Below are 26,539 nucleotides of genomic sequence, written 5' to 3' on the forward strand. Positions count from 1 at the left end.
CAGCCAGTTGACCGTGGCGTATTTCGACCAGATGCGCGCGGCGCTGGAGCTGGATGCGACGCTGGAAGATTTCATCAGCCCGGGCAGCGAGTGGATCGAGTGGGAGGGTCGGCGCACCCACGTGCGCAGCTACCTGGCGGACTTTTTGTTTGCGCCCGCCCGCGCGCAAAGCCCGGTGCGGTCGCTCTCGGGTGGCGAACGCAACCGGCTGCTGCTGGCCCGGCTGTTGGCGCGCCCCGCGAACGTGCTGGTGCTGGACGAACCGACCAACGACCTGGACATCGAGACCCTGGAGCTGCTGGAACAGCGTCTGGCGGACTATCCGGGTACGGTGTTCCTGGTCAGCCACGACCGGCGCTTTTTGGATGCGGTGGTGACGAGCACGCTGGTGTTCGAAGGGGATGGCCACTGGCGCGAATACGAAGGCGGGGTGGAAGACTGGATGACGCAGTCGATACGGCTGCACGGGCGGGTGCCGGTGTGGCCCTCGGCGTGGCGCGACGAAGGCCACACCGCGGCGAAAACAGCGGACGGCGACGCACGCACCACCCACGCCGCACCGGCGCCGGTTGCCGATACCCGCGCGCCAAGCGCCGCCCGGCGGCTGAGCTACAAGGAGCGGCGCGAGCTGGAGGCGCTGCCGGCACGCATCGATGCGCTGGAAGCCGAGCAACGGGCCATCGAGGCGGCGTTGGCCGACGGCACGCTGTACGGGCGTGACCCGCAGCGCGCGCACGCGCTGGCCGTGCGGCACGGCGCGATCGAGGCCGAACTGATGGACGCGCTGGAACGCTGGGAGGCCCTGCAAACCCTCGAGCAGGCGGGCCCTGGCAACAACCCCGCGAGTACGGCGCGATGAACCACAGCGAACTGGTGGCCCTGTTGGTCTTGGCCACCGCCACCACCTTCACGCCCGGCCCCAACACCACCTTATCGACCGCGCTGGCCGCCAATGGCGGGCTGCGCCACGCGCTGCCTTTCGTGTGCGCGGTGCCGGTGGGCTGGTCGCTGCTGCTGGTGCTGTCCACCGCGGGCGTGGGGGCCATGGTGCTGGCCATGCCGGCGCTGCGGCTGGGCATCGTGTGGGGTGGGGTGGCGTATCTGCTGTGGCTGGCCTGGCGGCTGGCGCGAACGGCGGCGTGGGCCACGGCGCACGCAAAGCCGCCGCCGGTGTCGTTCGCGCGTGGCGTGGCGCTGCAATTTCTCAACATCAAAGCGTGGATGCTGTCGCTGTCGGTCGTGGCGGGGTGGATCCAGGGCCACGCGCTGACCGGCACACGCTTTGCACTGGTGCTGGCGGTGATGGTCTTGTATGCGTTGGCAAGCAACCTGACCTACGCCGTGATGGGCGCGGCGTTGCGCGGCTGGCTCAGCGGTCCGATTGTGCAGGGGCAACCGACAGGGCGGCGGCTGCGCATCTTCAACCGGGTGATGGCCACAGCCCTTGTGATCACGGCGTTGTGGATGCTGCACAGCGGCCTGCGAGCAACATGACCCGCCCGTCGCCGTCGTCGCGGCGGCGACTGCCCGCCACGGACCCGCGGTCCAGAATGCCGCCATGGGAACGATCCACCTCGTGCGGCACGGGCAGGCCTCTTTTGGCAGCGACGACTACGACCGCCTAAGCCCGCTGGGCTGGCGGCAGGGCCAGCGCTTGGGCGAGCATTTTCGTGCGCACGGGATGCGCTTTGACGCAGTGTTCACGGGCACGTTGCGCCGCCACCAGGAAACCTGGCAGGCCATCCAGGCCGGCTGGGGCCAAGACCTGCAGGCGCATGTGTGGCCCGGACTGGACGAATACGACAGCGCCGCGCTCATCGAGGCGCTGCGCGCGCCGCCGCCCGGCGACCCCCACACGCCCGAGGGGTACCGTGCGCACTTTCGGCTGCTGCGCGATGCGCTGCGCCAGTGGATGGCGGGTGTGATTTCACCGCGTGGCATGCCCGACTACCCGCAATTCGTGCGCGATGCCGTGGCGGTGCTGGACCATGTGCGCGCGCACCACTCGGGCGACGTGTTGGTGGTCAGCAGCGGCGGGCCCATTGCGACGCTGGTGGGACACCTGCTGGGCGCCAGCCCGGAGACGACCATCGAGCTCAACCTGCGCCTGCGCAACACGGCGGTCAGCGAGGTGGCGCACCACCCGAAACGCTGCGCGCTGGTGAGCTTCAACACCCTGCCCCACCTGGCGGGCCCGGAACATCGCGACTGGATCACACACGCGTAAGCGGTGCACGGGCGCAGGGCTATCGGGCCGCCGTTGGCCCGGACACCGCGGTGGCCAGCGGCACCTCGATCACCTCGTGCAGCAATTGGGCCAGCGCGCGACCCGCGGCCGCCACGGCGCGCCGCCCCCACTCAGCGTCCGCCGCTGCGGCGTTGCCCGCGGCACCGGCCGGGTTGACATCCTGCATCTGCCACGCCAGCTTGGCGCTGCGGCCGTTGCCCAGCAGCGGGTAGCGGCGGGCGCGCTGCTCGGACGTCGAGGGGAAATCGCGCAGTGCCTCACATGCCACGCGGTCGGGGGCGATGGCCAGCATCAGCGCGGTTTCGACCTGCCCCGCGTGCACGCCAAAGCGGCGCTCGTGCGCGCTCACATCGGTCTCGAGGTCGTGGCCATCGGGTTCGATGAGCGGCAGGTGAAACCAGTTGACGCCCCAGACCAGCAGGTCGTGGCGCGCGCGCAGCTCGCGCCCGACCAGATCCATCAGCCCGACGTGGCCTCCGTGGCCGTTGAAGATGACCAGCTTGCGCACCCCCGCACGGGCAACCGAAGCGCCGATGTCACGCCACAGCGCGAGCGCGGTGTCCGCCGACAGGGTGAGCGTGCCGGGAAAGCGCGCGTGCTCCGGACTCAGCCCCACGGGCAGCGTCGGCAGCACGTACACCGGCGCAGGCGCCGGCACATGGGGGGCGGCGGCCGCCAGCACGGCATCGACGATGGCGGTGTCGACGTCCAGCGGCAGGTGCGGGCCATGCTGCTCGGTGGCGCCCACGGGCAGCACCGCCACCGTCCGGGCCGGGTCCAGCGCCGCAAATGCCGGCCAAGGCAGATCCGCCCAGCGCTTGAGGCGGACGGGGGTATCGGCAGGGGCGCGGGTGTGCATGCCGACATCTTATCGGCCACCGGCGTTCACGGCCGAGAATGCGCCTCGTATATCCAGCGCCGCGACCAGGGCAGCTCCTGCGCGCTGCGGCCGGCGGGACGGCAGAGCACCTGAAACAGCGCGATCTGGTCGTGCTCGAAGGCCCAGGCACACCCGGCCAGGTAAACGCGCCAAATGCGCCAGATGCGCTCGGAGACCAGGGTGCGCAGCTTCTCGCGCTTGGCCTCGAAGGCGCAGCTCCAGTGCATGAGGGTGCGCGCGTAGTGGCGGCGCAGGTTTTCGATGTCAAACGACTCCAGGCCACCTTCTTGCATGGTGCGCAGCACGGTGCTGATGTGCGGCAGCTCGCCGTGTGGAAAGACGTATCGGTCGATGAAGCGCCCACCGCCGTGGGGCGTCTCGCCATCGTGCGCGTCGGTGGTGGTGATGCCGTGGTTCATCGCCCAGCCGTCAGGCGCCAGCCGCTCGCGGATGATGCGGAAGTAATCGGGCAGGTGGCGCAGCCCCACGTGCTCGAACATGCCGACGCTGGTGATGCGATCGAACGTGCCGTCGACGTCGCGGTAGTCTTGCAGCCGGATCTCGACGCGATCTTGCAGCCCGGCGGCGGCCACGCGCTCGCGCGCAAGGTCGTACTGGGCCTGCGACAGCGTGATGCCCACGCAGCGCGCGCCAAACGCTTGTGCGGCGCGGATGACCAACGCGCCCCAGCCGCAGCCGATGTCGAGCAGCGTGTGCCCCGGTTGCAGGCGGATCTTGGTCAGGATGTGGTCGATTTTCTGGCGCTGCGCGGTGGCCAGATCCTCATCGCCACGCTCGAAGTACGCGCAGGAATAGACCATGGCCGGATCCAGCCATTCGGCGTAGAAGGCGTTGGAGACGTCGTAGTGGTACTGGATGGCCTCGCGGTCGGCGCGGCGCGTGTGGACGAAGGTCCGCAGCCAACGGCGCAGCGGCCCTTGTGTGGGCGCCTCGTCGGCGCGGGCAACCAGCGCCTGGGCCATGGCGATGACGTCTTCGATCGCACCATCGACGTCGATATGCCCCTCGACGTAGGCCTGGCCCAGGCTGTCGAGACTGGGTGTCAGCAACGCGGGCACGGCCGCGGCGTCGCGGATCGTGACCACCACGCGCGGCTCGTCGAAGCGCCCAAGATCCCATTGCGGCCCGGCCTCGGCGGCACCACCCGCCCGCCAGCGCACGCGCAACGGCAAATCGACGCGCTCGCGCCAGCGCCGCACCCACCCCTCAATCGCCTGATCCAGGACTGGCATGACACCCTCCAGCGATTCAACCGTTTCATTGTTGAACAAAATCCGCACGTTGCAAACCCTGGGGGTTGTCGCGCGCGTGGCATGGCGGGCACGGCCGGACTGCAGGACAATCGGGAACCCCCTGGGGATTTTTCCCTCCATCCCGTCGCAATGGCAACGATGTACACCCAACGGCACAGCAGCTCCACCCTGGCCATGGTCCGGCGTTGGCGAACGTGGATCGCCGCCCTCGGGCTGGCGGTACTCACGCCCTGGGTGATGGCCCAAACGGCATGGGTGCTGTCCACGCAGGGTGATGCGGCGGCAGGCACGGCCAAGACCGAGTACGCGCGCGTGTCCCTGCTGGCACACGCGCCGCAGGGCATCGCGCCCGACCAGTCGGTGTGGCTGGGCGTGCGCATCGAGCACGCGCCCGAGTGGCACACCTACTGGCGCAACCCCGGCGACTCGGGGCTGCCGATCGAGCTGAACTGGCAGCTGCCCGCCGGGGTGCAAGTCGGCGACATCGTCTGGCCGACACCGCGCAAATTCCCCATCGGGGAGCTGGCCAACTACGGCTACGACGGAACCGTGCTGTTGCCGGTGCCCGTGACCATCACGCCTGGCTTTGCGGGCTCCACGCTGGACGTCGAGGTGCACGCCACCTGGCTGATTTGCCGCCGCGAGTGCGTCCCCGAAGAAGCCCGGCTGCGCATGCGCTGGCCGGTGGGCGCGGCCATCGTCGCCGATGCGGCCGCTTTCGAAGCCGCGCTGGCGTCCGCCCCCCGCCCCTGGGAGGGGCGCGGCGAGCTGCGCGTCGAGGGCGATCGGCTGCACCTGCAGGTGGCCGGGCTGCCCGCCGACTGGCGCGGGCAGCGGCTGGAGTTTTTCCCGGAAACCGGCAACCTGATCGCCCCGGGCGCCCCTTGGACCCAGTCGTGGGAGGGCGACGTGTGGCGCGCGGCGATACCGCTCAGCCCCTACCGCAGCGAGGCGCCTGACCGCCTGGCATTCGTCCTGGCCCCGCCGCCGGCGGCGCCGCATGGCCCCGGGGCGACCGGCGTACGGCTGACGTGGCCCGTCAGCGGCACATGGCCCGCGATCGAGACGCCGCCACCGACCGAGCCCACCACCGCGCCGGCACCGGCCGATGGCGCAGCGCCACCCACGCCCGAGGCGTCCGTCGGCCTTGGCTGGGGGCTGGCGTTGCTGGGGGCGCTGCTGGGGGGCGTGATCCTGAACCTGATGCCATGCGTCTTTCCGGTGTTGGCGATCAAGGTCATGGCCTTCCAGTCCCATGGCCCCCATGTGCGGGCGCAGCGGCTGGGCGGGTTGGCCTACACCGCGGGCGTGGTCGTGTCGTTTCTGGCCCTGGGGGCGGCGCTGCTGGGCCTGCGCGCCGCCGGCGAAGCCGTGGGCTGGGGCTTTCAGTTGCAAAACCCGTTGGTGGTGGCCGCTTTGGCCACGCTGTTTACCGTGATCGGGCTCAATTTGGCGGGGCTGTTTGCCTTCGGATCGTGGGTGCCCTCGGGCCTGGCGGGCCTGCAGCTGCGCCACCCGGCAGCGGATGCCTTTTTGACCGGGGTGCTGGCCACCGCCATTGCCTCACCGTGCACCGCGCCGTTCATGGGGGCGTCGCTTGGCCTGGCCGTCACCCTGCCCCCGGTGCAGGCGCTGGCGGTGTTTGCGACGCTGGGGCTGGGGATGGCGCTGCCCTATCTGGCCGCCAGTGCATGGCCGGCGCTGGCGCGGCGGCTGCCGCGGCCGGGGCCGTGGATGGAGACCTTCCGCCAGGCCATGGCGTTTCCGATGTTTGCGACCGTCGTGTGGCTGCTGTGGGTGCTGGGCCAGCAAAGCGGCATCCATGCCGTGGCGGCGCTGTTGTTGATCCTGCTCGCGCTCGCGGCGGTGTTGTGGGCCACGCGCTTGCACGGGCGCGCCGCGCGCTGGCTGGGCACGGCAGCGGCCTTGTTGCTGGCCGCGGCGTTGTGGGCGCTGGGGCCCTACGTGGTGCGCGAGGCGTCCGCCCCGGCGGCGGTCGCGGCCGATGCCGAGGCGGACGGCACGTGGCAGCCTTGGTCCCCACAACGGCAGGCCGAGCTGCTCGCCGCCAACCGCCCGGTATTCGTCGATTTCACCGCGGCATGGTGCGTGACCTGCCAAGTCAACAAGGCCACAGTATTGGGCGACCCGGCCGTGTTGCACGATGCGGCCGCCGCCAACATCGCGTTGCTGCGCGCCGACTGGACACGGCGCGACCCCGTCATCACCGAAGCGCTGTCGGCGCTGGGCCGCAGCGGGGTGCCGGTCTATGTGCTGCATGTGCCGGGACAGGCGCCGCGGATGCTCACCGAAATCCTCAGCGTGGCGGAGGTGCGCGCCGCGTTCCAGGCGGCGGCGCGACGATAATCCGCGCATGACCTTCGCCCCCCTGCAAAACGACACCTTCCTGCGCGCCTGCCTGGGTCAGGCCACCGACTACACGCCGCTGTGGCTGATGCGCCAGGCCGGCCGCTACCTGCCCGAATACCGCGCGACACGGGCCAGGGCCGGCAGCTTCATGGGATTGGCCACGAGCGTCGACTACGCCACGGAAGTGACGCTGCAGCCGCTGCAGCGCTACGCGCTCGATGCCGCCATTTTGTTTTCGGACATCCTGACCGTGCCCGATGCGATGGGGCTGGGGCTGAGCTTTGCCACCGGCGAAGGGCCCAAATTTGCGCGCACCGTGCGCACCGAGGCCGACGTCGCCGCGCTGGCCGTGCCGGACATGCAGCGGCTGCGCTACGTGTTCGACGCCGTCACCGCGATCCGGCGCGCGCTCAACGGCCGTGTGCCGCTGATCGGCTTTTCCGGCAGCCCCTGGACCCTGGCGTGCTACATGGTCGAAGGCGGTGGATCGGACGACTACCGCCACGTCAAGACGCTGATGTACAGCCGGCCCGACCTGATGCACCGGCTGCTCGCGGTCAACGCCGACGCCGTGGCGCTCTACCTCAAAACCCAGATCGAATCCGGCGCGCAAGCGGTGATGGTGTTCGACAGTTGGGGGGGCGTATTGGCCGATGGTGCGTTTCAGACCTTCAGCCTGGCCTACACGCGCCGGGTGCTGGCTCAGCTGCCACGCGAGCACGACGGGCAGATCATCCCGCGCATCGTGTTCACCAAAGGCGGCGGCCTGTGGCTGGACGAGATGGCCGACCTCGATTGCGACGTGCTGGGGGTGGACTGGACCGTCAACCTGGGGCGCGCACGGCAACGGCTTTGGGCGCCGGGACGCCCCGGCAAAGCGCTGCAAGGCAATCTGGACCCGGCGGCGCTGCTTGCACCGCCCGAGGTGATCGCCGCCGAAGCGCAGAGCGTGCTGGAATCGTTTGGCCCCCCCCACACCGACCCGACACGCCGCGGCCCCACCCACATCTTCAACCTGGGGCACGGCATCGGGCTGCACACGCCACCCGAGCACGTGCAGGCGCTGCTCGAGACCGTGCACACGCACTCGCGCCGCATGCGCGCGCGCACCTAATGGCGCACCATCGGCGCGCGGGCGGGCGTTTTTATGCACACTTTGGGGTGTGCGGTGCACAATGTCAGCGCAACCGCACGCCCACCGACCAGCTGCCGCGCATCCAACCTAACCCATTGAAATGCTTCAGGTTTACTGCAGCGCCAATTTTTTGGGCAATCCCACCAAAACCTTGATTGGCAAGGCTTTGCTGGCGCGATCCGCAGCTTGTCGACAACGTTATCCACAGATTCTTGGGGTAAGCGCCAAAACCCCCGTCCGCGCAAGCGGTTGGCGCGCTGGCCCGCGCCATGGCTGATGCAGTGGTGCCCCCGGCCGGCGCCGTCGCGGTCGAGGTGGTCGTCGCGGCCCCGGCACACAGCGGGCTGGGCGAGCCGCTGACGTATCTGGCGGCACGGCCGCTGGCCCCCGGTACGCTGGTGCGTGTCCCCCTCGGCCGGCGGGAGGTGTTGGGTATGGTGTGGGAGCCGACGGCAACGCCCCGCGAAGCGCCAGCCGGTGCGCTGCGCCCCGTCGCCGAGGTGTGGGAGGCGCTGCCGCCGCTGGACGCCCGCTGGCGCGCGCTGGTGGCGTTTGCGGCCCGCTACTACCAGCGCACGCTGGGGGAGGTGGCCCTGGCCGCCCTGCCACCGGCGCTGCGCACCTTGAGCGCGGCACAGCTCACGCGGCGGCTGCACAAGGCCGCGCGCGCCCGGCACAGTGCCGCCCCGTCCACGCCGGGGGGGCAGCCCCCCAGCGTCACGGACGCGCAAGCGCATGCGTTGGCGGTGATCGACACCAGCGACCGCCCCGTGCTGTTGTTTGGCGCCACCGGCAGCGGCAAAACCGAGGTGTACCTGCAGGCCACCGCACGCCTGTTGGCCGATGACCCCGAGGCCCAGGCGCTGGTGCTGGTGCCCGAGATCAACCTGACCCCCCAACTCGAGCAGCGCTTTCGCGCCCGTTTTGGCGACGCCGTGACCACCCTGCACTCCGGGCTGACGCCGGCGCAGCGCCTGCAGCACTGGCTGGCCGCGCATCGCGGACAAGCGCGCATCGTGCTCGGCACGCGCACCGCTGTGCTGGCCAGCCTGCCGCGGCTGCGCCTGATCGTGGTGGACGAGGAGCACGACCCCAGCTACAAAAGTCAGGAGGGGGCGCGCTACTCGGCACGCGACCTGGCGGTCTACCGCGCCCGTCTGGGCGCCGACCTCGGCTGCCGGGTGGTGCTGGGCTCGGCCACCCCCGCGCTGGAGAGCTGGCATGCCGCCGCCGTGGGGCGTTACCAGCGGGTGGACATGGCCCAGCGCATGGGCGGCGCGTGCTGGCCGCAGCTGCGCCTTGTCGACATGCGCCAGCAGCCGCGCGGCACGACCCTGGCACCGGCGTTGCTGGCCGCCATCGAGGCGCGGCTGGCACGGGGTGAGCAGGCGCTCGTGCTGCTCAACCGCCGCGGCTACGCACCGGTGATCGCCTGCGACGCCTGCGGCTGGAAAAGCGGCTGCCCGCACTGCAGCGCACACCTGGTCTACCACAAAGGGGATCGCAGCCTGCGCTGCCACCACTGCGGGCACGCCGCGCGGGTGCCGCGTGCCTGCCCGGACTGCGGCAATGTGGACCTGACGCCGATCGGCCGCGGCACCGAGCAACTGGAAGAGCAACTGGCCCTCGCGCTGGCGAGCCTGCGGCGAGCGGATGGATCCCCCGTGCGCATCGGCCGACTCGACGCCGATACCGCACGCGCCGCGGGCGCGCTGGAGCACACGCTGGAGGCCGTCCACAGCGGCGCCATCGACGTGCTGGTGGGCACGCAGATGATCGCCAAGGGCCACGACTTTCGGCGCATCACGCTGGTGGCCAGCGTCAACACCGACGGCGCGTTGTTCGCCAGCGACTGGCGCGCCCCCGAGCGGCTGTTCACCCTGCTGATGCAGGCCGCCGGGCGCGCGGGGCGCGATGCCGCCTTCGTTGCGGCGCAGGGCAGTGTGGTGGAGCTTTGGGTGCAGACGGCCTATCCGCAACACCCGCTGTTTGCGGCGCTGGCGCGGCACGACTACGCCGCGTTTGCGGCGCAGCAGTTGCACGAGCGCCGCACCGCTGGCATGCCGCCCTTCAGCCACCAAGCCTTGCTGCGTGCCGAGGCGCGTCAGCTCGACGCCGCGCTGGCCTGGCTGCGGCACGCCGCAGCGGCCGCGCACGACCTGCCCGGGCGCCCCCACGTGACGCTGTACGCCCCCGTGCCCATGACGATGACGCGTGTGGCCGGCATCGAGCGCGCGCAGCTGCTGCTGGAAAGCCCGCACCGCCCCGCCCTGCAGGCGCTGCTGGCGGCGTGGCTGCCGCGGCTGCACACGCTGCGCGCCCACGCCGACACGCGCGGCCTGGTGCGCTGGGCCATCGACGTGGACCCGCTGAGCTTTTGAACCGCAGCAGCGGTTGCGCCGGGGGGCGTCAGCGCAGCCAGGCCACCGCCGCGGCAAACGTCACGAACGCCAGCGCCGTCGAGACCAGGATGATGCGCGCCACGCGGCCGTTGTCCGCGCCCATGCGCTCGGCCAGCAACGACACGTTGCTCGCGCTCGGCAGCGCTGCGGTCAGCACCATGATGGTGAGCGCCGCAGGCTGCAGCGCCACGCCCAGCTGCACCGCTGCCGCCCCCACCAGCAAGACCAGCACGGGGTGCAGCAGCAGTTTCATGAGCGCCAGCGGCACGTAATCGCGCCACGGCATCGGGTGGTCCGCCTGCATCTGCGAACGCGCCAGCACCGCGCCAATGGTGAACAGCGCCACCGGGCTGGCGGCATCGGCCAGCAGGCCAACGGTTTTCTCCAGCGGGCCGGGCAGCGCCACGCGCCACGCCGACGCCAGCGCCCCCAGGCCGATGGCCCACGGCATGGGGTTGCGCAACACGCCCAGCAGGGCTTGGCGCAACGCCGCGCGCGCCCCGCCCTCGCCGGCGTCCAGGCGCGACAGCGCGATGCACAACGAACTCGTGATCACCATATCGACGACGATGACCACGATCACCGTGCCCACGGCCTGCGGCCCGAGCACCGCGGCGATCAGCGGCACACCCATGAAGCCGGAGTTGGGAAAGGCCGCCACCAGCGCCCCGAACGCCGCGTCATTCCAGCGGATGCGCCCCCCCAGGCTGACCGCCACCGCAAAACCCACCAGCGCCAGGGCGCACAGCAGCCACACCCCGGCCACCGCGCCGTCGAGCAATTGCGCGATCGGCGTGGAGGCGCCAAAGCGATACAGCATCGCCGGCAGCGCGAAAAACAGCACGAAGCCGTTGAGGCCCGGGATCGCCTCCAGCGGCAGCCAGCGCCGCCGCGCGGCCAGATAGCCAGCGGCCACCAGCGCAAAAAAGGGAAACGTGACCAGCAGGATGGCGCCCATGGGGTGCGATGGTAGCGGTGCCAACCGTGCCGCGCTGTCGCCGGGGGGTCGTGCCGCCGGCCGCTATCATCGCCGCTCGCGGCTGTGCCGCTCGACCGGACCGTCCCGTTGCCGATGCACGACACGCTCAACCCCGCCCAGCTCGAAGCCGTTCACCACCTGCACGGGCCCTCGCTCGTCCTCGCCGGGGCGGGCTCGGGCAAGACGCGCGTGATCACGCACAAAATCGCGCGCCTCATCCAAGCCGGGCTGGCGCCGGAGCGCATCGCCGCCATCACCTTCACCAACAAGGCCGCGGCCGAGATGCGCGAGCGCGCCCGCACCCTGGTGGGCAAAGCGGCGCAAGGCGTGCTGCTGTGCACCTTTCACGCGCTGGGCGTGCGCATGCTGCGCGAGGACGGCGCGGCCATCGGCCTCAAGCCCCAGTTTTCGATTCTGGACACCGACGACATCGTCGCCCTGCTCAAGGATTGCGGCGGCACCACCGACAGCACCACCGCGCGCCACTGGCAGTGGACGATCAGCCAGTGGAAGGGCGCCGGCCTGGATGCGGCACAGGCGCTGGCCCAGGCGCGCGACGACGCCCAGCGGCAGATTGCCCTGATCATGGCGCGCTACCACGAGCGGCTGGCGGCCTACCAGGCGGTGGACTTCGACGACCTGATCGTGCTGCCGCTCAAGCTGCTGCGCGAACACGCCGACATGCGCCAGCGCTGGCAGCAGCGTCTGGGCCACGTGCTGGTGGATGAGTACCAGGACACCAGCGCCACCCAGTACGAGCTGCTCAAGGCCCTGGTCGGCCACGGCGAGCGGGACGACCCACGCCTGACCTGCGTCGGCGACGACGACCAGTCGATCTATGGCTGGCGCGGCGCGACGCTGGACAACCTGCGCCGCCTGCCGCAGGACTTCCCCACGCTCAAGGTGATCAAGCTGGAGCAAAACTACCGCTCCACCAACGCCATCCTGCGCGCGGCCAACGCCGTCATCGGCCCCAACCCCAAGCTGTTTCCCAAAACGCTGTGGAGCGCGCTGGGCGAAGGCGAGCCGGTACGGGTGCTGGCCTGCGACCACGAGGAACACGAGGCCGAGCGCGCCGTGGCGCGCATCCAGGGCCTGCGCGTGCAAGGCGCGGCGTGGCGGGATTGCGCCATCCTCTACCGCGCCAACCACCAGTCGCGCGCCTTCGAGGTGGCGTTGCGCAAGGCCAACATCCCGTACAAGGTCTCCGGCGGCACCAGCTTCTTCGACCGCGCCGAAATCAAGGATTTGTGCGCCTGGCTGCGCCTGCTGGCCAACGAAAACGACGACCCGGCCTTTTTGCGGGCGGTCACGACCCCGCGGCGCGGCATCGGCCACCAGACGCTGGCCCAACTGGGCCAATACGCCGCCAGCGCCCGCCTGAGCCTGTTCGAAGCCCTGTTTGCGCCCGGGCTGGCGGCGCTGCTGTCGCCGCGCGCGCTGGCGGCACTGCACGAGTTTGGCCGCACCGTCAACGCTTTGCAGCACCGCGCCCGCCACGCGGTGGGGCACGAGGCGGCGCGCGCCGTGCTGCAGGACTGGCTGGCCGACATCGGCTACGAAGCCCACCTGCTCGACCAGTCCGACAGCCCGCAGCAGGCCAGCGCGCGCTGGGGCCATGTGCTGGATTTCGTTGACTGGATGGTGCAGCGCTGCGGCGGCTACATCGACGACAGCGGCGGGGCGGCGCTGGCGCGCGAGCCCAAGGCGCTGTGGGAGGTGGCGCAAACCGTGGCGCTGATCAGCACGCTGGCCGAGCGCGAGCAGGACCAGGACGTGGTGACACTGTCCACCTTGCACGCCGCCAAGGGCCTGGAGTGGCCACACGTGATCCTGGCCGGTGTCAACGAGGGACTGCTGCCGTTCAAGCCCGACGCCGACGGCGATGCGGCGGCGCTGGCCGCACGCATCGAGGAGGAGCGCCGCCTGATGTACGTCGGCATCACACGCGCGCAACGCACGCTGGTGGTGAGCTGGCTCAAGCAACGCAAGCAGGGGCGCGAGCGCGTGCCCGCGCAAGCCAGCCGCTTCATCGCCGAAATGCAGCTCGACCCCGCCACCGCGCAGGAGGACCCGCGCGCCAAGCTGCGCGCGCTGCGCGAGGAATTTGCCGCGCGCGCCGCCGCGCGGGCCGCCTGAGTGCCCCGCCGCCGCCCCCACCCTTGCCGGAGCCTGGACACATCCTTTACGATCCGCAAAAATTGACAATTTTTGCGGATTCAACACCATGAACACTTCAATTTCCCGCAGATTTTTCATGCACGGCGTGGGCGCTGGCGCGCTGGCGTGGGTGGGTGGCCTGGGGGCACAAACCACCACGCTGCCCGCCCCCAAAGACCGTGTGGTGTTGACCGTGGGCGGGCGCATCGCCGTGCACAACCGGGGCAACACTGCGGTCTTCGACCTGGCCATGCTGGAAGCGCTGCCGCAGCACAGCTTCACGACCATGACGCCGTGGGAGGACAAACCCATCACCTTCCGCGGCCCGCGCCTGCGCGACCTGCTGGCCGCCGTGGGGGCCAACGGCAGCCAGATCAAGGCCACCGCGCTCAACGACTACCGGGTCGCCATCCCGGTCGCGGACGCGCAGCGCTTTGACGTCATCGTCGCCACGCGCAAGAATGGCGAACCCATGCCCGTGCGCGACAAAGGGCCGCTGTTCGTCGTCTACCCGTTCGACCGCGACCCGGCGCTCAAGGACAAACGGTACTACGAACGCTCGATCTGGCAACTCAAGGCGCTCGATATCGAATGAAACCGGCACCGGCTCCCGCCACCGCGGCGTCGCCGGCGTCTGGTGCGGCCGAGGGCCGGCGCTTTCTGGTCTGGCTGGCGCTGACCACAGCCGTGCTGGCCGCTGGCTTAGCGGTGTTGCTGACCGTCTTTCTGCAGCAGGCGCGCACGGCGGAAGAGTCGGCCCAGTTGCAGGCCGACTCGATGACCGCGCTCGTGTTTCAACACGAGCGGGAGTTTTTGCGTCTGCGCGCCGAGCTGGCCCTGGCCCTGCGCGGCCGCGCTGCGCCGGATTGGGACGCTCTGGCCCTGCGGCACGAAATTTATGCGGGGCGTGTCGCATTGCTGCGCGACAGCCCATCGACCCGCCGGCTGCATCCCTTGCCCGAGTACCAGCAGCTGCTGCCCGCTTTGGCGGGGCTGGTCAACACCCTGGACGCCGGGCTGGCCGGCCCGGACCCCAGGCCACTGGCCGATGCCCTGCGGCAGATGGAGGCGCTGGGGCCCGACGTGCAGGCGTTGTCGCTGGCGGCCAACAGCCTGGTGGGCGACATCGTCAACACCAAGCTGCACGAGGTGCGCCGCCTGCGCGACTACGTGGTGGTGCTGATGGCGGCCCAGGTGGTGGTGCTGCTGGCTGCCGCCGCCGCGCTGTGGCTGCGCCAGCGCCGCCAATGGCAGGAGCGGCTGGCGCTCGAGGCCCTCAACGCCGCGCTGCGCAGCGCGCGCGACGAGGCCGAGGCGGCCAACCGCGCCAAGAGCCAGTTCCTGGCCAACATGAGCCACGAGCTGCGCACGCCCTTCAACGGCATGCTGGGCATGCTGGCGATGCTCGAGGACAGCCCGCTCACACCCGAGCAGCGCGACCAGTTGCAAACCGCACGCGCCTCCGCCGAACACCTGCTGAGCCTGCTCAACGACATCCTGGACGTCTCGGCGCTGGACGCCGGGCAGATGCGCATCCAGCCCGAGCCGCTGGATCTGCCACGGCTGGTGCGCGAGGTGCACCAGTGGCTGCTGCCGCAGGCGCAGCGCAAAGGTTTGGCGCTGAACCTGTCCATTGACGACGGCGGCACGCCGTGGGTCGAAGCCGACGGCACGCGCGTGCGCCAGATCCTGCTCAACCTGCTGGGCAACGCCATCAAATTCACTGAACAGGGTCACGTGGACCTCGAGGTGCGTGCCGAGCGCATCCCCGGCGATGACACCCGGGTGCGCTGGACCGCCGTCGTGCGCGACACCGGTATCGGCATGGACGAGGCGATGCTGGGCCGGCTGTTTCAGCGCTTCCAGCAGGCGGACCCGTCGATTACGCGCCGCTACGGCGGCAGTGGCCTGGGGCTGGACATTTCGCGCACGCTGGCGCGCCTCATGGGCGGGGATGTGCAGGTGCACAGCCAACTGGGCGTGGGCTCCACCTTCACCGCCACCTGGGTCACCCGCATCGCCGTGCCGGATGCGCCACCCTCGGGCTTTGCGTCCAGCCGCCCTGGCCCGTGGCAGCCCACGACGGCGCCCGCCCCCGGCTGGCGCGTGCTCGTGGCCGAGGATCACCCCGTCAACCGCAAGTTCATCGGGCTGTTGCTGGAAAAACTGGGGCATCGCGTGACGTTTGCCCACCATGGCGCGGAGGCGGTGGCACAGGCGGCGCAACACGATTTCGACATCGTGCTGATGGACTTGCACATGCCCGAGATGGACGGCCTGGAGGCCACGCGGCGCATCCGCGCGCTGCCCGGTGCGCGCGGTCGGGTGCCCATCGTGGCGCTGACGGCCGACGCCACCGACGACGCGCAGACCCTGGCCCAGACCATCGGCATGAATGGCTTTGTGGCCAAGCCGGTGCAGCGGGCGCAGCTCGAGGCGGTGATGGCGCGCTGCGTGGCCGCGCGCGTCGACCTCACCAGCCCAGACCCAGGTGCAGCGGCAGGTACACCGCCATCCCCGTGACGATCGTACCCAACACCCCACCGCGCCCAAAAAACCACAGCGCGCCCGCCAGCGCCGCATAAAGCCGCGCATCCTGCCAGGTGGTGATCAGGGCGCCATCGCGCATCACGATTTCCGGCACCACCACGGCCGCCAGCGCGGCAATCGGCGCGTACTGCAAGCCACGCTCGGCCCAGTGGGGCAGCCGCCACGGGCGGTCGGAGAGAAAAAAGAACCCGCGCGTGATCACCGTCACCGCCGCCAGCGCGACGAAGATCAGCAACCGGCCGAGGTCGAGCTCAGCCATGGTGGCCTTGCGCCGCGACCGGCGCACCGCGCAGCCAGCGCGGCCCGTGCGCCTCGGCGATCAGGCACACGACGACGGCCGCCGCAATCGCCACCACGATGTTGAGCTTGAGCGGCAACGCCCACGCCGCCACCGCCGCCGACCCCGCCACCGCCGCCGACAGCACGCGCAGCCGCGAGGTGGCCAGGGAGCAGGCCACGCCCAGCAGGGCCAAAATGCCCGCAAACCCCAACCCCCATTGCGTGGGAATGGCGTTGGCCAGCGCAATGCCCACCACGCTGGCGGTCATCCAAAACGCGTAATTGACACCACAGCTGCCCGCCAGGTAGGCCTCTTGGTCGGCGCGCTCGTCCGCCGTGCGGCCCGGGTGGGGATAGCGCCGGGCGAAAAAGACGTAGCTCAGGTCGCCGGTCAGGTACCCGGTGAGCAGGCGCTGCCCGCGCGGCAAATGGGCCAGGTACGGGCGCAGGTGGATGGAAAACACCACGAAACGCAGGTTGACACAAAACGCCGCGGCCAAAATCACCCACACCGGTGCGCCCGCCATGATCAGCGGCACCGCCGCGAGCTGGGCGCTGCCGGCATAGACCAGCAGCGTCATCAACAGCGCCTCCAGCGGGGTCAGGCCGGACTTGACCATCGCCACCCCCGTCATCAGGCCCCAGGCCCCAATCCCGGTGGCCACGCCGACCAGCTCGCGCGCGCCCGCGGCAAACGCGGGCCGGCGCCACAGCGCGGGGTTGAGAAACGACGCCCGCCAAAACGGCGCCGCTGCCGCCGCAGCACTCACCCCGCGTCCCCCAGCCGGGTGCCCACCGCCACCGGGGTACCACGCAAAAAATCGCGCACCGCCAGGCGCCGGCCACCCGCGCGCTGCACCTCGGTCAGCACCAACACACCGGCGCCGGTTTGCACGCGCAGCCCGGTCGCGTCGGCGGCCAGCACGGTCCCCGGCGCGGTGCGGGGCGCACCCGCCGGGCCGGGCTCGGCATGCGCGGCCCACACCTTGAGCGGGGCCCCTTCCAGGGTGGTCATGGCGCCGGGCACCGGGTCGAAGGCCCGCACGCGCCGCGCCAGCAGCGCAGCGGGCGCCGACCAGTCCAGCACCGCCTCGGCCTTGTCGATTTTGTGCGCGTAGGTCACGCCCTGCGCCGGCTGGGGCCGCCGCGGCAGCGGCCCCGCTTCCGCGGCCCGCAGCGCCTGCACCACCAGGCGCGCGCCGAGTTCGGCCAGGCGATCGTGCAGGACCCCGGCGGACTCGTGCGCACCGATCGGCAAGGCCTCCATCGCCACGATGTCGCCCGTGTCCAGACCCTCGTCCATTTGCATCAAGGTGATGCCGGTTTCGGTGTCGCCCGCCTCGATGGCGCGCTGGATGGGCGCCGCGCCGCGCCAGCGCGGCAACAACGACGCATGGATGTTGAGGCAGCCCAGCCGCGGCAGCTCCAGCACCCACCGCGGCAGGATCAGCCCGTACGCCGCCACCACCAGCACGTCGGGCCGGGCCGCCGCCAACGCAGCGCGGGCCGCTGCGGCATCGTCGGCCCAACGGCCGTCCAGGCGCAGCCCGCGCGGCTGCGCCAGCGGCCAGCCACGCGCCACGGCCAGCGCCTTGACCGGCGAAGGGTGCAGCTTGAGCCCGCGCCCAGCCGGCCGGTCCGGCTGCGTGAGCACGAGCGGGATCGGGTAACCTGCGTCGCCGATGGCCTGCAACGCCGTGGCGGCAAACGCTGGCGTGCCGGCAAACGCCACCCGCAACGGGCGTGGCTCGCCGAGCCGGGGCACAGGCGCCGCCGGCGTGCCCTCGGACATGGCGGTCAAAGCCGGGCCTCCGCCGCGGCCCGGCGCGGGCGGGGACGGCCTTCGTGCGCACCGGCGCGCGCCGCTTCGCGCTCGGCCTTGAGCAGCTTGGTCTTGATGCGTTCGCGCTTGAGCGGGGACAGGTACTCGACGAATACCTTGCCCATGAGGTGGTCCATCTCGTGCTGGATGCACACCGCAAGCAGCCCTTCGGCCTCGATCACGCGACTGACGCCGTGCTCGTCGAGCGCGCGCACGCGCACCGCCACGGAACGCTCGACGCCGTCGTAGATGCCAGGCACCGACAGGCACCCCTCCTCGCCGCGGCGTTTTTCGTCGCTGGCCCACTCCAGCTCGGGATTGATCAGCACCAGCGGCTGGTCGCGCGAGTCGCTGACGTCGATGACGATGATGCGCTCGTGGATGTCGACTTGCGTGGCCGCCAGGCCGATGCCGTTGGCGGCGTACATCGTGGCCAGCATGCGCGGGATGATGGCGCGCACGCGCTCATCGACGGCGGCTACCGGCCGCGCCACGGTGTGCAGGCGCGGATCGGGGTAGCGCAAAATGGGCAGGGTGTCGGTGGAGGCGTTCATAGGTGAATGTCGCTATTTTCACCACTTTTGCCCCGTGGCGCCAGGCCACAGACTGCAATGGCATTGCCAGATGTGGGGGCAGACCGCACAATCCAAAGGGAACGATTGCGATCGATGACCTCTATGCCCCTGCGCCCCGCCCCATCCGTCCCCGTGGCCCACGCCCCGTCGCGAACTGGCACGCGCCATGGCATGGGCGCTGCCCGCTGCGCCGCGCTGGCGCTGCTCGCCTGTGCGGCCAGCGCGGCGGCCGCCTTCCCGTCCTATCCGATCACGCCGCAGCAACGCGCCACGGCGCAACAGGTCGCGCAGGCCGGCGTGCCGCTGTCCGAACTCGCCCCCAACGCCCCCGAGCGCTACACCGTGCGGCGCGGCGACACGCTGTGGGCCATTGCCACGCTCTACCTCAAAAGCCCCTGGCGTTGGCCCGAGCTGTGGGGCATGAACCTGGCGCAAATCCGCAACCCCCACCTGATCTACCCCGGGCAGGTGCTGGTGCTCACGCGCGTGGGCGACCGGGCGGTGCTCGCACTCGCCACGGATGAGCCACCCACGGTCAAGTGGTCGCCGCGCGTGCGGGCACAGCCCGTGGACGGCAGTGTGCCCGCGCTGCCGCCAGGCGCGATCGAACCCTTCCTGGCCGATGTGCACGTGGTCGATGGCGACGCCCACCAGGCGGCGCCACGCATCGTCGCCGGGCCGGAACACCGCGTGCTGCTGGCGCGCGGCGACCGCGCCTACGCCCGCGGCCAGTCCGGGCCGAGCGAGGCGCTCAGCGGCGATGCGCTGCAAGCCAGCGCGGGCACGGGCGGGCGCGTGCTGAGCATCTACCGCAACGCCACCCCCCTGCGCGACCCGGAAACCGGGGAGCTGCTCGGCTACGAGGCGCATGCCGTCGGCCGCGCGGTGCTGGTGCGCGGCGAGCGCGTCGACGATGCACCCGACGGCCGCACCGCGATCGTGCCGGCCACGATCGACATCCTGCAGGCGCGCGAGGAAATCCGCATCGGCGACCGTCTGTTGCCACAAACGGCCCGTGAACAGCAACATTACGTGCCGCACGCGCCCAGCCAAGCCGTGCAAGGCCGCATCGTCAAGGTGCATGGCGACGCGGTGCAGTACGCCGGCCAACACCAAATCGTGGTGCTCAACCGCGGCCGCCGCGATGGGCTGGAGGTCGGCCACGTGCTGGCGCTGCTCAAAAACCGCGACACGGTGACCGACAAAACCGACGAGGCCCAACCGGCCCTGGTGTTACCGAGCGAACGCAACGGGCTGATGATGGTGTTTCGCGTTTTTGACCAGGTGGCCTACGCGCTCATCCTGCAAATCACCGACGGCGTGCGCACCGGCGACCGCTTCGTCAACCCCTGACGCGACGGGGGACGGCACAGGTGGCACCCGACGATTGGGAGGATTGGCTGCGGCTGACCGCCACCGATGGGGTGGGCGCGGTGACCGCGCGGCGGCTGCTTGCGGCCTTTGGCCTGCCGGCCCACATCTTTGCCCAGCCCGCCAGCGCCTTGGCCGAGGTCGTCGGCCCCGCGCTCGCCGCCCGCCTGCGCGCCACGCCCGCCGGGTGGGACGCGCTGCGGCAGCACACACGGCAGTGGCTGGCCGACCCGCAGCACCACCTCATCGCGCTGGGCGATACGCGCTACCCCGCGCCGCTGTTGACCACACCCGACCCGCCGGCGCTGCTGCACGTGGTAGGCGATGCGGCTGCGCTGTCGGCACCGCGCGCGCTGGCCGTGGTGGGCAGCCGCAACCCCACGCCGCAAGGCGCCGAAAACGCCCGCGCCTTTGCGCAGGCATTGGCCGCGGAAGGGGTGGTCATCGTCTCGGGCCTGGCCGCGGGGATCGACGCTGCAGCGCACGAGGGGGCGCTGGCCGCCGGCGGCGTCACCGTGGCCGTGGTGGGCACGGGGGTGGACCGGGTCTATCCGGCGCGGCACCGGGCGCTGGCGCACCGCATCGCCGCCGCTGGCTGTGTGGTCAGCGAATACCCGCTGGGCACGCCGCCGCTGGCGCCGCATTTTCCGCGCCGCAACCGCCTGATCGCGGGCTTGACCCAGGGCACGCTGGTGGTCGAGGCCGCGCTGGGCTCCGGCTCGCTGATCACCGCCGAGCTGGCCACCCACATGGGGCGGGAGGTCTTCGCCATCCCCGGCTCGATCCACTCGCCACAGTCGCGCGGCTGCCACGCGCTGATTCGCCAGGGCGCCAAATTGGTCGAGACCGCTGAGCACATCCGCGAGGAGCTCACCGGCGTGTGGGGGCCGCCCGCCCTGACCGCCCCGGCGGCGGCGGCCGACGGCGACGCTGGGACGGACCCAGCGGAGGATCCGGTGCTGGCCGCGCTGGGCCACGACCCCACGCCGTTCGACCTGCTGCAGGCGCGCTGCGGCTGGGACACCCCACAGTTGCAGGCGCATTTGCTGGCGCTGGAGCTCAAGGGCGTGGTGCAGCGGCTGCCAGGGGGGCGGCTGCAGCGCGTCGCGCGCGCCTGAGCGCGGCTGAGGCGCGAGTGCGAATCAGACCACGGCGCCGGCGTTGGGGTCGTCGTCGGCTTTCTTGGCGGGCTTGACCAGGTCCTCGCGCTTGATGCCCAGCCACATCGCAATGCCGGCGGCCACGAACACCGACGAGTAGATGCCAAACAGGATGCCGATGGTCAACGCCAGCGCAAAGTAGTGCAGCGTCGGACCGCCAAACAGCAGCATCGACAGCACCATCGCCTCGGTCGAGCCGTGGGTGATGATGGTGCGGCTCATGGTCGAGGTGATGGCGTGGTCGATCACCTGCCGCACGGTCATCTTGCGCTGGCGCCGGAACGTCTCGCGGATGCGGTCGAAGATCACCACCGACTCGTTGACCGAGTAGCCCAGCACCGCCAACACCGCCGCCAGCACCGCCAGCGAAAACTCCCACTGGAAGAAGGCGAAAAAGCCCAGGATGATCACCACGTCGTGCAGGTTGGCGATGATCGCGGCCACCGCGTACTTCCACTCGAAGCGCACGGCCAGGTAGATCATGATGCCGGCGATGACGAAGGCCAACGCGAGCAAGCCGTTTTCCACCAGCTCGCGCCCCACCTGGGGGCCGACGAATTCGGTGCGGCGCAGCTCGACATCGGGGGTCTGCGCACGCAGCGCGGCCAGCAGCTGCTCGGTTTGCTGGCCCGAGGCAAGCCCCTCGCGCAGCGGCAGGCGCATCAGCACGTCGCGCGCGCTGCCAAAGTGCTGTACCGGCACGTCCGTGTAGCCCAGCGACGCCACCGCCGCGCGCACCTGCGCCAGGTCCGCCGGCTGGGCATACGACACCTCGATCACGGTGCCGCCGGTGAATTCCACCGACAGGTTGAGCCCGCGCGTGACCAAAAAGACCACGGCGGCCAAAAACGTCACCAGCGACACCAGGTTGAGCACCAGCATGTGGCGCGTAAACGGGATGTCGCGGCGGATCGGAAACAGCTCCATCATCGCTCTCCAGGCGGATCAGTCGGGCTTGCCAGCGCCCGCGGGGGCCACGCGTATGCCAATCGAGACCGCGCGCAGCTTCTTCTGCCGCCCGTACCACAGGTTGACCAGGGCGCGCGAGAAAAACACCGCCGAGAACATGCTGGTCAGAATACCGATGCTGTGCACCACGGCAAAGCCGCGCACCGGCCCCGAGCCGAAGGTCAGCAGCGCCAACCCGGCCAGCAGCGAGGTGATGTTGGAGTCCAAAATCGTGTCCCAGGCGTGCTCGTAGCCCTTGTGGATGGCCGTCTGTGGCGCCGAGCCGTTGCGCAGCTCCTCGCGCACGCGCTCGTTGATGAGCACGTTGGCGTCGATCGCCATGCCCAGCGTCAGCGCCATGGCCGCAATGCCGGGCAGCGTCAGCGTCGCCTGCAGCATGGACAGCACGGCCACCAGCAGCATCAGGTTGAACGCCAGCGCCAGGCTGGAAAACACCCCGAACAGCCGGTAGTACACACACATGAACGCCACCACCGCCACAAAGCCCCAGACCACGCTGTTGAAGCCCATGCGGATGTTGTCGGCGCCCAGGCTCGGGCCAATGGTGCGCTCTTCGACGATTTCCATCGGCGCCGCCAGCGACCCCGCACGCAGCAGCAGCGCGGTGTCGTTGGCCTCGCGCGTCGTCATGCGGCCGGAAATCTGCACGCGGCCGCCCCCGATTTCGGTGCGGATGACCGGCGCCGTCACCACCTCGCCCTTGCCTTTTTCGAACAGCAGGATCGCCATGCGCTTGCCGACGTTGTCGCGCGTGACGTCGCGGAAGATGCGCGCGCCCTTGGCGTCCAGGGTCAGGTTGACCACCGGCTCCTGCGTCTGGCTGTCGAAGCCGGCCTGCGCGTCGGTGAGGTTTTCGCCGGTCAGGATCACCTCGCGTTTGACGATCACGGGCAGGCCGTTGCGGTCCAGGTAGCGCTCGGCGCCCAGCGGCACCGGCCCCGCATCGCGCTCGGCGGCGCGCCCCTCGGGGCTTTCATCGACCATGCGGATTTCCAGCGTCGCCGTGCGGCCCAAAATGTCCTTGGCCTTGGCCGTGTCTTGCACGCCGGGGAGCTGCACCACGATGCGGTCCAGCCCCTGCTGCTGGATGACCGGCTCGGCCACGCCCAGCTCGTTGATGCGGTTGTGCAGCGTCAGGATGTTTTGCTTGAGGGCCTGCTCCTGCAAGCGGCGCGCGGCGTCGGGCCGCAGCGTCAGCGCCAGCACGGTTTCGGCGCCGTCCTCGCGTTCGGCGATTTGCAAATCGGCAAAGTCGCGCGCGATCAGGTCGGCCGCCGCGCGCGCCGTGGCCGCGTCGCGCGCGCGCACGAGCACCGTCTGCCCCTCGCGCCGCACCCCGCCGTGGCGGATGCCCTTGTCGCGCAAGGCCGTGCGCACGTCGGCCGCCAGCGCCTCGATGCGTTTGTCGAGCGCGGCGGCCATGTCCACCTGCAGCAGAAAATGCACCCCGCCGCGCAGGTCCAGCCCCAGGTACATGGGCTGCGCGTGCAGGCTTTGCAGCCAGCCGGGCGTGCGCGGCAACAGGTTGAGCGCCACCACGTGGGACGGGTTGGCGGGATCCGGGTTGAGCGCGCGCTCGATCGCATCACGCGCCCGAATCTGCGCCTCGGTCGAGGCAAAACGCGCCTTGATCGTCTGCCCGTCGAACTGGATCGCCTCGGCCGTCAGGCCCGCAGCCGCCAACGCCTGCTCGACGCGCGCCACCGTGTCCGCATCCACGCGCTGGGTGGCCCGGGCCGGCGACACCTGCACCGCCGGCGCCTCGCCAAAGAAATTGGGCAGGGTGTAGAGGGTGGCGATGACGAACACGACCACCAGGATCGCGTACTTCCACCAGGAGTATCGGTTCATGGACAAACGCCTTGCGGCGCCCGCGGCGCCACGGTTGGACGCGACGCTGTGCGGCGCACGCGTACCCGCTTACTTGAGGGTGCCCTTGGGCAGCACCTGCACCACGGCGCTGCGCTGCATCTGCACCTCGACACCGTCGGCCAGCTCCACGCCGATGTACGTGTCGCCGAGCTTGGATACCTTGCCGAGCAAACCACCGGCGGTGACCACCTCGTCGCCCTTGGCCAGGGCATCGATCATCGCCTTGTGCTCTTTTTGGCGCTTCATTTGCGGCCGGATCATGACGAAGTACAGCACCACGAACATGAGCACCAGGGGCAGCAGGCTCATGAGCGTCGAGGGCGCGTCGCCGCCAGCGGCGGCCTGGGCGTAAGCAGGGGAGATGAACACGTCGGATTCCTCTGGCGTGCAAAGGGTTGGGGGCAGCGGGGGAGCGGGCGCGCCGTCGTGCGCCCGCCCAACCCCCGCAATGGCAAACGCCCATTGTAGCCCGCCCACATTCCCGGCAGGTGACGTGGCGCGGCGCGCAGGCCGGGCGGGCTCAGTCCGGGTGCGCCTGCACCACCGCGGGTTCGGGCCGCACGCGCACGCCCCACAACACGCCAGCCACCAGCGCCGCAATGCCCAGCAACGACAGCGGCGCCGGCCACTGTCCGCGCCACAGATAGGCATAGAGCAGCGCCGCCAGCGTCTCGAAGACGATGAGCTGCCCCGCCAACGCCGTGGGCAGGCGCTGGCTGGCGGCGTTCCAGCACAGGGTGCCCAGCCAGGACGCCAGCAACCCCACCGCCACCATCAAGCCCACGAACAGCGCCGGCCGTGGCCCCAGCGGCATCGCAAACGGATCGTCGCGCAACGCGTCCAGCCCCCACAGCGCGGCATAACCCAGCAGCGCCAGCGGCAGCGTTGCCAGGCCCTGGGCGGTGGACCAGGCGCGCGGGCTGCGCTGCGGATGGGCGCGCAGCCAATCCGCGTTGTGCAGCGGGTACCAGGTCCAGCAGGCCACCGCCCCCACGGCCAGCGCCGCGCCCAGCGCATACCCCGCCACGTCGCGCGCCGGGTCGGCCAGCACGGCCTGCAACTCGGTCTGGTTGACCAGCGCGATACCCAGCGCGATCAGCACCAGCGCGGGCCACAGCCGCCGCCACGGGAGGCGGCCGTCGCGCGCCGCGTCGCGGCGGTTGGCCACGATGGCGATGACCACCGGCAACGTGCCGATGATGACCGTGGACAGCGGCCCGCCGGTGCGCTGGATGGAGCTGGCCAGCAGCACGTAATACAACAGGTTGCCGACGAAAGCCAGCTTGAGCGCGTGCCACCAGTCGGCGCGCACCAGGCTGCGCAGCCCGGCACGGTCGAACCACGCCAGCGGCAGGCACAACAGCCCAAACGCCAGGTAGCGCCCCACCGACAGCAGCGCGGCCGGGTACTCGGGCAGCATCAGGGGCGTGACGAACACCAGCCCCCACAGGGCCCCAGCCGCCAGCGCCCACAGCACGCCGCTGCCCAGCCCTGCCGTCCCCCCGCCGCCTTGCGCCGCCATCGCCCCCCCGGTTGTGTGGTGCCAAAGGGCGCAAGTATACGGACCGCCCGGCGTGGAAGCAGGGTCAGGCCCCAGGCCGGGCAGCGGGTGGCTCAGGCCGCGCGCGCGCCCGCACCGGCTGGCGCAGCGGTACCCTCGCCGGCGCGCCAGCGGCGCAACAGCTCGTCCCACACGGGGCGGGCCGCCTGCAGGTTGCGCGCCTTGACGTGGCCAAAACCCTTGACGCGCGCGGGCCAGCGCGCGATCTCCAACGCCAGCGGCAGCCGCTCGGCGCGCAGATCGCGCAGCAGCTCGTCGATCGCGGCTTCGTACTCGCGAATCAGCGCACGCTCGGTGCGGCGCTCCTCGGTGTAACCGAACGGATCCAGGGCCGTGCCGCGCAGGCCCTTGAACCGGGCCAGCAAACGGAAGGCGCCCAACATCCAGGGACCGTACTCGCGCTTGACCAGCTCGCCCTTGTCGTTGCGCTTGGCCAGCAGCGGCGGCGCCAGGTGAAAGCGCAGCGTGAAGTCGCCCTCGAACTGCTCGCGCAGGCGCTGCACAAACGCGCCGTCGGTGTACAGACGTGCCACCTCGTACTCGTCCTTGTACGCCATGAGCTGCGCCAGATGGCGGGCCACCGCCTCCGTCAGCGCCGTCGAGCCGGTGCCCAGCGCCGCTTCGGCCGCCTGCACGCGGCGCACCAGCGCCTCGTAGCGCTGGGCGTAGGCGGCATTCTGGTAGCCGGTCAGGTGCTCCACCCGCACGCGGATGACGTGCTCCAGCGTCGGGCGCGGCCGCAGCTCGACCACCTGGGCGGGCTGCAACAGGCGCTTGAGGGCCGCCTCATCGTGCGCGGCGCGCCGGCCACCGACATCGTCATCCTGGTGGTGGCGGCGGACGACGGCGTCATGCCGCAAACGCGCGAAGCCATCAAGCACGCCAAGGCGGCCGGGGTGCCGATCGTGGTGGCGCTGACCAAAATCGACAAG

Annotated in this window: 22 protein-coding genes and 2 pseudogenes (1 of these 24 running past the window's edge); 12 read left to right on the plus strand and 12 right to left on the minus strand. The window is 70.8% G+C overall.

Annotated features, from left to right (window positions below; translation table 11 throughout):
• The 3 genes from Tther_RS04675 to Tther_RS04685 all read left to right on the plus strand — a co-directional run.
• On the plus strand, window positions 1-859 hold the 3' end of the coding sequence (locus Tther_RS04675; protein ID WP_143901405.1) for an ATP-binding cassette domain-containing protein. Its footprint begins 1,121 nt before the window's first position; the window shows 859 of its 1,980 coding nt (coding positions 1,122-1,980); the start codon falls outside the window, past its left edge; its stop codon occupies window positions 857-859.
• Window positions 856-1,494: a LysE family translocator gene (locus tag Tther_RS04680; RefSeq protein ID WP_143901407.1), complete on the plus strand. Its 639-nt coding sequence runs from the start codon at window positions 856-858 to the stop codon at window positions 1,492-1,494. The genes Tther_RS04675 and Tther_RS04680 overlap by 4 nt, the downstream gene beginning before the upstream one ends.
• Window positions 1,495-1,558: 64 nt before the next feature.
• A complete protein-coding gene (locus Tther_RS04685) occupies window positions 1,559-2,227 on the plus strand; it encodes a histidine phosphatase family protein (RefSeq protein WP_143901409.1) in 669 nt (222 codons plus the stop codon).
• A 19-nt stretch (window positions 2,228-2,246) separates the two neighbouring features.
• Here the strand turns inward: Tther_RS04685 and Tther_RS04690 are convergent, their stop codons facing one another.
• Window positions 2,247-3,107 carry a creatininase family protein gene (locus tag Tther_RS04690; RefSeq protein ID WP_143901411.1) on the minus strand — a complete coding sequence of 287 codons (861 nt, stop codon included), beginning with the start codon at window positions 3,105-3,107 and terminating at the stop codon, window positions 2,247-2,249.
• Between the two features lie 26 nt (window positions 3,108-3,133).
• Window positions 3,134-4,381 carry an SAM-dependent methyltransferase gene (locus Tther_RS04695; RefSeq protein ID WP_143901413.1) on the minus strand — a complete coding sequence of 416 codons (1,248 nt, stop codon included), beginning with the start codon at window positions 4,379-4,381 and terminating at the stop codon, window positions 3,134-3,136.
• A gap of 159 nt (window positions 4,382-4,540) precedes the next feature.
• Here Tther_RS04695 and Tther_RS04700 point away from each other — a divergent pair, with 159 nt between their 5' ends.
• The 3 genes from Tther_RS04700 (at window position 4,541) to priA (ending at window position 10,288) form a co-directional block, all read left to right on the plus strand.
• Entirely contained in the window at window positions 4,541-6,769 is a 2,229-nt protein-coding gene (locus tag Tther_RS04700) for a protein-disulfide reductase DsbD family protein (protein ID WP_246098912.1), read from the plus strand.
• A gap of 7 nt (window positions 6,770-6,776) precedes the next feature.
• Window positions 6,777-7,886 (plus strand): uroporphyrinogen decarboxylase, encoded by a 1,110-nt coding sequence (gene hemE / locus Tther_RS04705; RefSeq protein ID WP_143901415.1) that lies wholly within the window; start codon window positions 6,777-6,779, stop codon window positions 7,884-7,886.
• 290 nt (window positions 7,887-8,176) lie between these two features.
• A complete protein-coding gene (priA, locus tag Tther_RS04710) occupies window positions 8,177-10,288 on the plus strand; it encodes a replication restart helicase PriA (protein WP_143901417.1) in 2,112 nt (703 codons plus the stop codon).
• Between the two features lie 28 nt (window positions 10,289-10,316).
• On the opposite strand, the gene Tther_RS04715 is transcribed toward priA, so the two are convergent.
• Window positions 10,317-11,267 (minus strand): AEC family transporter, encoded by a 951-nt coding sequence (locus Tther_RS04715; RefSeq protein ID WP_143901420.1) that lies wholly within the window; start codon window positions 11,265-11,267, stop codon window positions 10,317-10,319.
• Window positions 11,268-11,381: 114 nt separating this feature from the next.
• Between Tther_RS04715 and Tther_RS04720 the strand changes: the two genes are divergently transcribed.
• The 3 genes from Tther_RS04720 to Tther_RS04730 all read left to right on the plus strand — a co-directional run bounded on the left by Tther_RS04720 (window position 11,382) and on the right by Tther_RS04730 (window position 15,971).
• Window positions 11,382-13,427, plus strand: a complete 2,046-nt coding sequence (locus Tther_RS04720; RefSeq protein ID WP_143901438.1) for an ATP-dependent helicase — start codon at window positions 11,382-11,384, stop codon at window positions 13,425-13,427.
• Window positions 13,428-13,515: 88 nt separating this feature from the next.
• Complete coding sequence (locus Tther_RS04725) at window positions 13,516-14,043, plus strand: putative pterin-binding protein (protein WP_246098913.1); 528 nt, start codon at window positions 13,516-13,518, stop codon at window positions 14,041-14,043.
• Entirely contained in the window at window positions 14,040-15,971 is a 1,932-nt protein-coding gene (locus Tther_RS04730) for a response regulator (RefSeq protein WP_143901421.1), read from the plus strand. The genes Tther_RS04725 and Tther_RS04730 overlap by 4 nt, the downstream gene beginning before the upstream one ends.
• Here Tther_RS04730 and Tther_RS04735 read toward each other — a convergent pair.
• Genes Tther_RS04735 through def form a run of 4 tightly spaced genes read right to left on the minus strand, consistent with a single transcriptional unit; the run spans window position 15,922 to window position 18,653 of the window.
• Complete coding sequence (locus Tther_RS04735; protein ID WP_143901423.1) at window positions 15,922-16,257, minus strand: AzlD domain-containing protein; 336 nt, start codon at window positions 16,255-16,257, stop codon at window positions 15,922-15,924. The two genes, Tther_RS04730 and Tther_RS04735, sit on opposite strands and share 50 nt — an antisense overlap.
• Entirely contained in the window at window positions 16,250-17,047 is a 798-nt protein-coding gene (locus Tther_RS04740) for an AzlC family ABC transporter permease (RefSeq protein WP_143901425.1), read from the minus strand. The genes Tther_RS04735 and Tther_RS04740 overlap by 8 nt, the downstream gene beginning before the upstream one ends.
• Entirely contained in the window at window positions 17,044-18,069 is a 1,026-nt protein-coding gene (fmt, locus tag Tther_RS04745) for a methionyl-tRNA formyltransferase (RefSeq protein WP_246098915.1), read from the minus strand. Before fmt ends, Tther_RS04740 begins: the two co-directional genes overlap by 4 nt.
• 5 nt (window positions 18,070-18,074) lie before the next feature.
• On the minus strand, window positions 18,075-18,653 hold the full coding sequence (gene def, locus Tther_RS04750) for a peptide deformylase (protein ID WP_143901427.1): 579 nt from the start codon (window positions 18,651-18,653) through the stop codon (window positions 18,075-18,077).
• A 192-nt stretch (window positions 18,654-18,845) separates the two neighbouring features.
• Between def and Tther_RS04755 the strand changes: the two genes are divergently transcribed.
• Window positions 18,846-20,027 carry a LysM peptidoglycan-binding domain-containing protein gene (locus tag Tther_RS04755; protein WP_143901444.1) on the plus strand — a complete coding sequence of 394 codons (1,182 nt, stop codon included), beginning with the start codon at window positions 18,846-18,848 and terminating at the stop codon, window positions 20,025-20,027.
• Between the two features lie 20 nt (window positions 20,028-20,047).
• Window positions 20,048-21,163, plus strand: coding sequence for a DNA-processing protein DprA (gene dprA, locus Tther_RS04760; protein ID WP_143901429.1), 1,116 nt, complete (start codon window positions 20,048-20,050; stop codon window positions 21,161-21,163).
• 24 nt (window positions 21,164-21,187) lie between these two features.
• Here the strand turns inward: dprA and secF are convergent, their stop codons facing one another.
• The 5 genes and pseudogenes from secF to Tther_RS04785 form a co-directional block, all read right to left on the minus strand.
• A complete protein-coding gene (gene secF, locus Tther_RS04765; RefSeq protein WP_143901431.1) occupies window positions 21,188-22,132 on the minus strand; it encodes a protein translocase subunit SecF in 945 nt (314 codons plus the stop codon).
• 18 nt (window positions 22,133-22,150) lie between these two features.
• Entirely contained in the window at window positions 22,151-24,025 is a 1,875-nt protein-coding gene (secD, locus tag Tther_RS04770) for a protein translocase subunit SecD (protein WP_143901433.1), read from the minus strand.
• 69 nt (window positions 24,026-24,094) lie between these two features.
• Entirely contained in the window at window positions 24,095-24,415 is a 321-nt protein-coding gene (gene yajC, locus Tther_RS04775; RefSeq protein WP_143901435.1) for a preprotein translocase subunit YajC, read from the minus strand.
• A gap of 151 nt (window positions 24,416-24,566) precedes the next feature.
• Window positions 24,567-25,568: a DMT family transporter gene (locus Tther_RS04780; protein WP_425472801.1), complete on the minus strand. Its 1,002-nt coding sequence runs from the start codon at window positions 25,566-25,568 to the stop codon at window positions 24,567-24,569.
• Between the two features lie 92 nt (window positions 25,569-25,660).
• Window positions 25,661-26,416, minus strand: a pseudogene (locus Tther_RS04785) (DUF6537 domain-containing protein); the annotation flags it as partial.
• Between Tther_RS04785 and Tther_RS13725 the strand changes: the two are divergent.
• Window positions 26,402-26,539, plus strand: a pseudogene (locus tag Tther_RS13725) (GTP-binding protein); the annotation flags it as partial. The pseudogenes Tther_RS04785 and Tther_RS13725 overlap by 15 nt on opposite strands.

It is taken from the genome of Tepidimonas thermarum (genome assembly GCF_007556705.1).
In the GTDB taxonomy this organism is placed as follows: domain Bacteria; phylum Pseudomonadota; class Gammaproteobacteria; order Burkholderiales; family Burkholderiaceae_C; genus Tepidimonas; species Tepidimonas thermarum.